Below are 8,664 nucleotides of genomic sequence, written 5' to 3' on the forward strand. Positions count from 1 at the left end.
CTTCACCACCCCCGTCGACGTGGACTGGCTCCGCCACTACGCGCGCACGATCGAGACGTACGGCTTCGACTACACCCTCATCCCCTACGCGTCGGCGAGCGCCGATCAGTACGCGCTCGCCGCGACGGTCCTGGCGGCGACCCGCTCGCTGAAGACCGTCGTCGCGGTCCGCCCGAACTCGGCCTTCCCGACGGTCGCCGCGCAGGGCCTGTCGACGCTCGACCAGCTGTCGGGCGGGCGCGCCCTCGTGCACATCATCTCGGGCGGCAGCGACCAGGAGCAGGCGCGCCAGGGCGACTACCTCGACAAGGAGCAGCGCTACCGCCGCTCGTCGGAGTTCATCCAGATCCTGCGCCGGGTGTGGACCGAGAGCGCCCCGTTCTCGCACGACGGGGAGTTCTACCGCTTCGACGGCTTCGGTCCCGGATACGCCACGCATTCCGGCGGCGCACTGCCGGTGTCGCTCGGCGGATCCAGCGAGTTCGCGTACGCCTCGGGCGGCGCGCACGCCGACATCTTCGCCCTGTGGGGCGAGCCGCTGGCCCAGACGGCCGAGCAGATCGACCGCGTCTACGCCCACGCCCGCGCGTCCGGTCGCACGGACCGCATCCGGTTCTGGGTGACCTTCCGCCCGGTCGTCGCCGCGACCGACGCCCTCGCGCGCGAGAAGGCGCGCGGCATCCTCGAGGCGGCCCGACCGTTCTACGAGAAGGTCAAGGACATCAACAGCACGAACGTCGGATCCGTGCGGCTGCGGGAACTCTCGGAGCAGTCCGAGGAGCACGACGGCGGGGTCCTCTGGACGCCGCGGGGCGTGGCCGGTTCCGGCGGGGCGTCGTCGCTGCTGGTCGGGTCGCCCGAGACCGTCGCCGAGGCGATCGTGCGGTACGTCGAACTCGGGGCCGACATCGTGTCGCTCCCCACGCTCGGCGACCTCAACGACGCGGTGGATGCCGGGCGCCTGGTGATCCCGCTCGTGCGGGACGAGGTCGCACGCCGCGGCATCGACCCCGAGGTCGTGTTCGCCCGCCGGGACGTGGCGTGAGCGGACGACGACTGATCGTCGGGCTGCTGGCGAGGCGGACGGGCGCGGCGGCCCCGCTCGCGCACGCCGTGCAGCGGGCGGTGGGCGCCCTCGCCGCGCGCGGCGGGCACCCCGGCACCGCGGCCCTGCCGCCCGAGGTGGCGGTCGCGGCCGGGGCGGCGGTGGCGTCGTGACCCTCCCCGAGCTGACGTTGGGCTTCCACACGCGCGTGCCGTTCGAGAGCGGGCGGGCGCCGGAGGGGCTCCGCGACGGGATCGCTCTCTTTCGCGAGGCCGAGGATCTGGGTTTCGACCGCGGGTGGGTGTACCAGCGGCACTTCGACAACTACCTCGCCGCCCCGCTCGTGTTCCTGCCGGTCGTCGCTCAGCACACCGCCCGCATCGGTCTCGGCACCGCGATCATCGGCATCCGCTACGAAGACCCGGTGCTGCTGGCCGAGGCCGCCTCCACCGCGGACCACCTCAGCGGCGGTCGCCTGCAGCTCGGCCTGGGCACGGGGCTCGGCGGTTTCGACCGCGCATTCGGGCAGGAGCCGAACGACGGCCGTGCGCAGTCCCTTCACCGTCTGGACGCCTTCCTCGCGGCCGTGCGGGGAGAGCCCGTCGGTTTCGCTCCGGACGGCTCGTCGCTGACCGTCCGCGGTGCGAGCCCCGCGCTGATCGAGCGCACGTGGTTCGGCGCGGGCTCGGTCGCTTCGGCGGAGCGCGTCGCCCGGCGCGGACTGAACCTCATGCTGAGCACGATCCTCACCGGAGACGTGGCGGACTACGAGGCGGAGCAGCGCGCCGCCGTCGAGACGTACCGGGACCGGCATCCGGTCCGTGCACGGACACGGGTGTCGGTGAGCCGATCGATCCTCCCCGCGACGTCGCCGAACCGCGCGCGGAGGTACGCCGCCTACGACGCCGACCGACGGGCGAACGGTCCGGCCGCGTCTCGACCGAGCGGCGCCGCGGCACCGACATCGGCGCCGCCGGGGGCCTTCACGATGAGTCCCGCCCTCCACGGGGAACCGTCGGCGGTCGTCGATGCCCTGCTCGCCGATCCCGCGGTCGCGGCCGCGGACGACCTCATCGCGTTCCTCCCGCCCGAGTTCGGTCTGACCGAGAGCACGCGTCTGCTCGAGGACATCGCCGCGCACGTCCTCCCCGCCCTCCGCGCCGAACGAAAGGTGCTCGCATGACCGTTCCCCCCACCGAGATCGACCGGGCCATCGACCGCTCCGGCCTGCGCCCGGGCGGCCGCCCCGTCGAGGTCGTCGTGGCGCGCGACGTCGCCGAGGTGCAGGAGACGCTCCGACGCGCGGCGGCATCCGGTCTCGCCGTCATCACGCGCGGCGCGGGCTCGGGTCTGGCCGGAGGAGCCGTCGCGGGGGAGGGGGCGCTCGTCCTCGACCTGTCGCAGCTCACCCGCATCCGCGCGATCGATCCGGTGGACGGCACGGCGGAGGTCGAGGCGGGGGTCATCACGGCGGATCTGGATGCCGCGGCCCGGGCGCAGGGCCTGATGTATGCGCCCGACCCCGGCAGCGTCGGCATCTCGACCGTCGGCGGCAACATTGCCACGAACGCCGGGGGCCTGCGCGGCGCGAAGTACGGGGTGACCCGCGATGCGGTGCTGTCGGTCGACGTCGTGCTCGCGGACGGCACGCTCGTGCGGCTCGGGCGTCCGACCATCAAGGGCGTCACGGGGTACGACCTCGCCGGTCTCGTCGTCGGCTCGGAGGGCACGCTCGGCATCGTCGTGGCGGCCCGCGTGCGGCTGCTGCCGGCGCCGCGGCGGACGGCGACGGCTTCGGCGTTCTTCGCGTCCCTGGAGGAGGCGGCGACCGCGGTGGCCGCGATCGCCGTCAGCGGTGCTCGGCCCGCGGTGCTCGAGATCCTCGACGGCGCGACCCTCGGCGCGATCGACGCCGCCGAGGGCACGGGGCTGCGCGGGCGCGGCGAGGCCCTGCTCCTCGCACAGACCGATGGTTTCGGCGCGGCGGAGGAGATGGGGGTCGTCGTGGACGCCATCGCCCCCACCGCAGCGCACGTCGAGTGGACCGAGGATGCCGACCGCGCCGCCGATCTGCTCCACGCGCGGCGGCAGGCGCTCCCCGCGCTCGAGCGGCTCGGTCGCCCGCTCATCGAGGACATCGCGGTCCCGCGCAGTCGGCTGGCGGAGGCGATCGCCGGCATCCGTCGGATCGCGGATCGCCGCGGCGTGGCGATCTTCGTCTTCGGTCACGCGGGCGACGGCAACCTGCACCCGATCATCGTCGTCGAGCACGGCGACGAGCTCCCCGCGAACGCGATCACCGCTGCCGACGACATCTTCGCCCTCGCTCTGGCCCTCGGCGGCACCGTGACCGCCGAGCACGGCGTCGGCCGGCTCAAGCGCGAGTGGGCACGGCGCGAGCTCGGCGAGGACGCGGTGCGACTGCACGACGAGATCAAGCGGGTGTTCGACCCCCGCGGCATCCTGAATCCGGGCAGCGGCTACTGAGCGGAGTCGGTCGCCGCGCGTGCCGGGGTGCGTCCGTCCGCCACGCGCGCGGCGGCGCGGTCGTGGCGTGCGCCGACGGGTACGGTCGACGTCGCCTTCGGCAGCCCCATGGGCGGGGTGGCCACGTAGATCGTCTCGGCCCGATCGACGACGTAGGTCTCGTGCCAGATGCCCACGGCGCCGGCGGCCTTGCGTGCGCGTTTGTGGAAGCGCGTCCAGGCCGGTCGGTGCGCCTGGGTGGGCGCGGAGGCGTAGGCGTACAGCTTCTCCAGCGACGACCAGTACTGCACGAGGTACGGACCCCGCGGGCCGAAGAGCATCGTGAAGCCGAGCAGGCCCGAGTCGGGGTCGACGCTCAGCTCGCGCAGCATCGGTCCCATCTCGCCGAAGATCGGCAGCCACGCGTCGGGCCGCCACCAGCGGTTGATCGTCATGCCGATGTGGAACAGGACCAGTTCGCCGTCGTGCTGGTGCGTCATGCGCCCCGGATTGATGGATGCCATGGGTCCGTCCTCACTCGATAGTGCCACTATCTAGTATTGGATAGTATGGCTATCCAGTCAAGGGGGAATCCATGCGGATCTCGGAACTCTCCGCCCGCAGCGGCGTCTCGGTCGCGACGATCAAGTACTACCTGCGCGAGCGCGTGCTCCCCGAGGGGGAGCGGGTCTCACCCACGCAAGCGACGTACGGCGAGGCGCACGTGCGGCGACTCGGGGTCATCCGCGCGCTCGTCGACGCCGGAGTGGGTATCGCCGGCGTGCGCAACGTCGTCGCGGTGCTGGAGAACCCGCCCGAGAGCCCGTACGCGCTCCTGGGGGAGGCCAGCGCCGCGGTGAATCCCCCCGAGGCGGACGACGATCTCGACCTCGGCCCCGCCCTGGCGCTCCTCGACCGTCTCGGCGGCGACACCGACGATTGCTACCCCGGTCAGCTCGCGGCCCTCGCCCGCGCACTGGCCGCGCTCGATCGCGCAGGCTTCGCCGTGCCCGCCCCTGTGCTCGCGTCGTACGTCGAGCACCTCAGGGCCATCGCGCAGGCGGAACTCGACGCCACCCCGACCGAATCCGCCGAGGCGGCCGTGCGCTACGTGGTGCTGGGCACCGTGCTCGTGGAACCGGTGATCCTCGCCCTGCGCCGCATCGCCGAACAGATCGCAGCCTCCCGGCGGTTCGGGCGCGACTGACCGGGACCCGCCCGGTCGGGCCCGACGGCGCCGGTCAGGCGTTCGGGTTCGTCGCCGCCCCGTCGAGCCAGAGCGTGTCGGTCGCGTCGGCGTGCGCGCCCCCGCTCCCGACGTGGGCGTCGCTGATCTTCGGACCCTTCGTGATCACGTGCACGAGCGCCATGCCGTGGCCGCGTCCCAGGTCGTGATCCTGTTTCAGCCACTCCAGGATCGGGGTGGCCTTCGTGTCGGGTCCGAACCCGCGCTCGTGCGCGAGATCGACCAGCTGCCGAGGGGTGAGCCCGGTCTTCTTCTCGACCGCGTCGAGGTACGCCTGGAACGACATGCCGTCACCTTAGCGTCCGGGGTGCGCGATAGCGTCGAGGGATGGCCGTCACGCTGCACCGGGCCCCCGTCGCCGAGATCCCCCCGCTCACCCTCTACCGCCTGCTGTGGCTGCGCGTGAGCGTCTTCGTCGTCGAGCAGGATGCCGCGTACCCCGAGATCGACGGGCGCGACATCGAGCCGGGCGCCGAACTGCTGTGGGCCCAAGATCCCTCTGGCGCGGTCCTGGCCACCCTGCGTCTGCTGCGCGAAGAGAAGAACACCCGCATCGGCCGAGTGGCGACGCTCCCCGCGGCGCGCGGGCGCGGACTCGCGGCCGACCTCATGCGCGCCGCCCTCGAGGTGCTCGACCGCGAGGCGCCCGGCATCCCTACCCTCCTCGACGCCCAAGCGCACCTGGCCGACTGGTACGGCCGCTTCGGTTTCGTCGTCTCGGGGGAGCCGTTCGCAGAGGACGGCATCCCGCACGTCCCGATGCGCCGCACGCGACTGACGACCGAACGGCTCGTCCTGCGGGAGTGGGCGGACGCTGCCGACGATCGGGCGTTCCTGTTCGACCTCTATCGGCGCGCCGAGGTGCGCCGGTACATCGGCGACGGGCGGGTCATGACGGATGCCGCCGAGGTCGATGAGCTGCTCGCACGCTGGACCGCGCGCGCGGACGGTGTGCTCGGAGTGCGGGCCGTGACCACCTCCGAGGGCGAGCGCCTCGGTGCGGTCCTGCTGAAGCCGATCCCCTGGTCCGCAGGCGTCGGCGGCGGGCGCCCCGAAGATGTCGAGATCGGTTGGCACTTCCACCCGGATGCCTGGGGGAGCGGGGTCGCGTCCGAGGCTGCGGCGGCGGTCCTCGCCCTCGCCCACGAGAGCGGCCTCCGGCGGATCGTCGCGGTGACTCACCCCGAGAACACCGCGTCGCAAGCCGTCGCGCGCCGCATCGGCATGCTCCCCGCCGGCGAGACCGGCGACTACTACGACACGACGTGCGCGCTGTTCGTCTCGGAGCGGCCCTCGTGAGAAGGATCGCCGCCGGGGCTGTCGCATTGGTCTGTGCGCTCGTGCTCTCGGGGTGCGGTCTGCAGTTCTCGCTGGGCTTCGGCACCGAGAAGGACGGCCGGTTCGACGGCACCGAGATCACCGTGCCCGTGCTCTACGCCAGCGGCACGAAGGGCGTCCTCGCCACCCAGCGCATCACGGCCGCGTCGGCCGAAGGGGCGGGGCTCAGCATCGACATCACCGAGAACGACGTCAGCGGCGTCGATCCCGTGACGCAGTCGGCGACCTGGACCGCCGTGACCGCGGCGACTCTGCTCACCGGGGCGCGGCCCGACACGGCCTACACGTTTGGGTTCGACACCCGCATCGCGACTCCCGCCGCGGGGGCCGTCACCGCCGTCGGTGTCCTCGCGCTGTACTACGGCACCGAGATCCTGCCGGGGGTGGCGCTGTCCGGAGCGGTCACGCCGTTCGGGGCGATCCGGCCGGTGCCCGGGCTCGCCGAACAGGTCACGGCCGCGATCGAGGCCGGAGGCGTCGACACGATCCTCGTGCCCGCGGGGCAACGCATCGTCCGCGACGCTCAGGGCGGCACCGTCGACCTCGACCAGCTCGCCGCGACGGGGGGCATGACGGTCTCCGAGGTCGCCGACATCGCCGGCGCGTATGCCGTGATGACCGGGGAGGACCTCCCCGCAGAAGCGTTCCCGACGCCGGCCGCCTCGCCCTCACCGCTGCCGACGGCGCCCGATCCCGGTGGGGACGGGGCGGCATCCGACGGGGCGCTGAGCGACGCGCGGGACGCCACGATCGCCCGCGCCTCCGAAGCCCTCGACGTCGCCGTCGATCCCACGGCCATCGCGCAGGCGCGCTCCGCCCTCGCACGCGCGGACGACCTGCGCGCCGCGGGCGACACGGTGGGGGCGCTCGCCGCGGCGACGACCGCCGCCGACGCGGCAGTGCTCGGCGCGGTGCCCGCGACCTCGACCGACGCCGCGACGGCGCAGGCCGAGCAGACACTCGCCGCCGCGGGCGATCTCCTGACCGACCTGTCGGCGCGCGAGCCCGCGTCGGTCGGCGAAGCCGATGCCGTGCTCCGGGCCGCCACGGCGACGGCCGAGGCCTATGCCCTGGCGCACTACGCCACGACCTCCCTCGCCGCCGCCGACGAGCCCGACGTGGCCCGCGCGGGCACCGCGGCGGCGCTCCTGGCGGCATCCGCCCTCGAGACCGCGCGCGCGACCGACGTATCGCCCGGCGAGCCCGCGACGACGCCGCTGTCCGGCGGCGCCGACCTCGACGGGGTGGCGTCGCTGCTGCGCCGCGCGGGCATCGCCGCCGAGGAGGCGTTCGCGTCCCGCGTCGTAGCCGGACGCGCGAAGGCGGACGATGTCTCCGACACCGTGGCGGCGGCGAAGCTGGCCGCCGCAGACCCGGAGACGCTCCGTGCCGTCGCCCTCGCGCACGCACGCGACGCCCTGGCCGAGATCGTCCCCGGCGACGACGGATGGGCGGCGCTCGGCATCGCCGTCGCGGGCTACACACGCGCCGCTCCCGCTCTCGCCGCGGCGCAGACCGTGCGGCCGCCGGCCGACGTCGACACCGCGGCGTCGACCGCGCGCCGCGTCGCGGTCGCCGCCGAGTACACGGGGCGAGCCGTCGACGTGCTCACCGGGACCGGCGCCGAGGTCCCGTTCGTGCGGGGAGCGCTCGCGGAGGCCGCGGCGTCGACCGCGGTCGATCCACCGTCGCCGTCGGGGGCCGCGGCCTACTCGGGGCCGTTCGTCGCGGCGCGGGTGCTCGCGTTCGCCGCGGGCATCGAACGGAGGTGACCCGCGAGACGGCTCGCCGCGGACGGGCGGGGTGTCAGAGCTCGACGCCGTTGTCGGGGTCGTTGACACCGACGTTGCGCCCGCGGCTGGACTCGAACGCGATCAGCCAGCCGATCGAGACGATCGCGGCGAGCAGGATGCCGAGTCCGACGTTCTGGAACACCAGACCGAACAGCACGCCGGCGCCGATCAGCACCACGGTGCCGAGGATCCAGTAGGTGCGTCCCCGAGGCCAGCCCGTTCCGGATTGCGTCATGCGCCCAGCCTAGAGGGCGCGCTCCCGCGGGTGCCCCCTCGTCGCCGACGCTCCTCGTCAGCGATCGCGGTGGTCCTCGGGGTGCAAGCGGGGCCCGCGGCGCGGCTCGAGGGCCGACCCCGCGGAGATCAGTCGGATGACCCGCTGGCGATGCCCCGCGAAGGGTTCGAGGAGCTCGAGCATGCCGTCGTCGTCGGTGCGGTGCCCGGTCAGCGCGTACCCCACCTGATGCGCGAGGTGGTAATCGCCGATGCTCACGGCATCCGGATCGCCGAAGGCGCGGATGCGCGTCTCGGCACTTGTCCATACGCCGACGCCCCGCAGGCTGATGAACACCCGATCGCGCGCCTCGCCGTCGGGGGCTTCGGTCGCCGCGCGGGCGATGGTCGCCCCGCGTCGCGCGGCCTCGACGATCGTGCGCGACTGCGGCGGCTCGAGACCGGCGCGATGCCAGGCCCACGACGGCACATGACGCCATCCCTCGACATCGGGTGGGGCGAACAAGGGGTGGGGCGTGGGCCCCGGGGCGCGCTCGCCGTAC

The 8,664-nt window shown here is 73.8% G+C and carries 11 protein-coding genes; 7 read left to right on the forward strand and 4 right to left on the reverse strand.

Going from position 1 to position 8,664, the window contains the following annotated elements; translation table 11 throughout:
- The 4 genes from FE256_RS16620 to FE256_RS16630 form a co-directional block, all read left to right on the forward strand.
- The coding region (locus FE256_RS16620; protein WP_138177886.1) for an LLM class flavin-dependent oxidoreductase at window positions 1–1,045 on the forward strand (1,045 nt) is incomplete at its 5' end.
- Entirely contained in the window at window positions 1,042–1,218 is a 177-nt protein-coding gene (locus tag FE256_RS18270) for a hypothetical protein (RefSeq protein WP_171024391.1), read from the forward strand. The genes FE256_RS16620 and FE256_RS18270, both read left to right, overlap by 4 nt.
- Window positions 1,215–2,228, forward strand: coding sequence for an LLM class flavin-dependent oxidoreductase (locus FE256_RS16625; protein WP_138177888.1), 1,014 nt, complete (start codon window positions 1,215–1,217; stop codon window positions 2,226–2,228). Before FE256_RS18270 ends, FE256_RS16625 begins: the two co-directional genes overlap by 4 nt.
- Window positions 2,225–3,532 (forward strand): FAD-binding oxidoreductase, encoded by a 1,308-nt coding sequence (locus FE256_RS16630; protein WP_138177890.1) that lies wholly within the window; start codon window positions 2,225–2,227, stop codon window positions 3,530–3,532. The genes FE256_RS16625 and FE256_RS16630 overlap by 4 nt, the downstream gene beginning before the upstream one ends.
- Here the strand turns inward: FE256_RS16630 and FE256_RS16635 are convergent.
- The gene (locus tag FE256_RS16635) at window positions 3,526–4,035 is read right to left on the reverse strand and encodes a DUF4188 domain-containing protein (RefSeq protein ID WP_138177892.1); all 510 of its coding nucleotides are present in this window, start codon (window positions 4,033–4,035) and stop codon (window positions 3,526–3,528) included. The genes FE256_RS16630 and FE256_RS16635 overlap by 7 nt on opposite strands.
- Window positions 4,036–4,106: 71 nt before the next feature.
- Between FE256_RS16635 and FE256_RS16640 the strand changes: the two genes are divergently transcribed.
- Complete coding sequence (locus tag FE256_RS16640) at window positions 4,107–4,718, forward strand: MerR family transcriptional regulator (protein WP_138177894.1); 612 nt, start codon at window positions 4,107–4,109, stop codon at window positions 4,716–4,718.
- A 34-nt stretch (window positions 4,719–4,752) separates the two neighbouring features.
- Here FE256_RS16640 and FE256_RS16645 read toward each other — a convergent pair whose 3' ends face one another.
- Window positions 4,753–5,043: a DUF4287 domain-containing protein gene (locus FE256_RS16645; protein ID WP_138177896.1), complete on the reverse strand. Its 291-nt coding sequence runs from the start codon at window positions 5,041–5,043 to the stop codon at window positions 4,753–4,755.
- Between the two features lie 41 nt (window positions 5,044–5,084).
- Between FE256_RS16645 and FE256_RS18660 the strand changes: the two genes are divergently transcribed.
- A complete protein-coding gene (locus FE256_RS18660; protein WP_138177898.1) occupies window positions 5,085–6,056 on the forward strand; it encodes a GNAT family N-acetyltransferase in 972 nt (323 codons plus the stop codon).
- On the forward strand, window positions 6,053–7,867 hold the full coding sequence (locus FE256_RS16655; protein ID WP_171024392.1) for a hypothetical protein: 1,815 nt from the start codon (window positions 6,053–6,055) through the stop codon (window positions 7,865–7,867). The genes FE256_RS18660 and FE256_RS16655 overlap by 4 nt, the downstream gene beginning before the upstream one ends.
- A gap of 34 nt (window positions 7,868–7,901) precedes the next feature.
- Here the strand turns inward: FE256_RS16655 and FE256_RS16660 are convergent, their stop codons facing one another.
- Window positions 7,902–8,123, reverse strand: coding sequence for a hypothetical protein (locus FE256_RS16660; protein ID WP_138177902.1), 222 nt, complete (start codon window positions 8,121–8,123; stop codon window positions 7,902–7,904).
- A gap of 57 nt (window positions 8,124–8,180) precedes the next feature.
- Window positions 8,181–8,664: DNA glycosylase family protein (locus FE256_RS16665; protein ID WP_502704864.1), on the reverse strand; the 484-nt coding region annotated here is incomplete at its 5' end.

The organism is Microbacterium sp. 5K110 (assembly GCF_005774735.1).
Classification (GTDB): domain Bacteria; phylum Actinomycetota; class Actinomycetes; order Actinomycetales; family Microbacteriaceae; genus Microbacterium.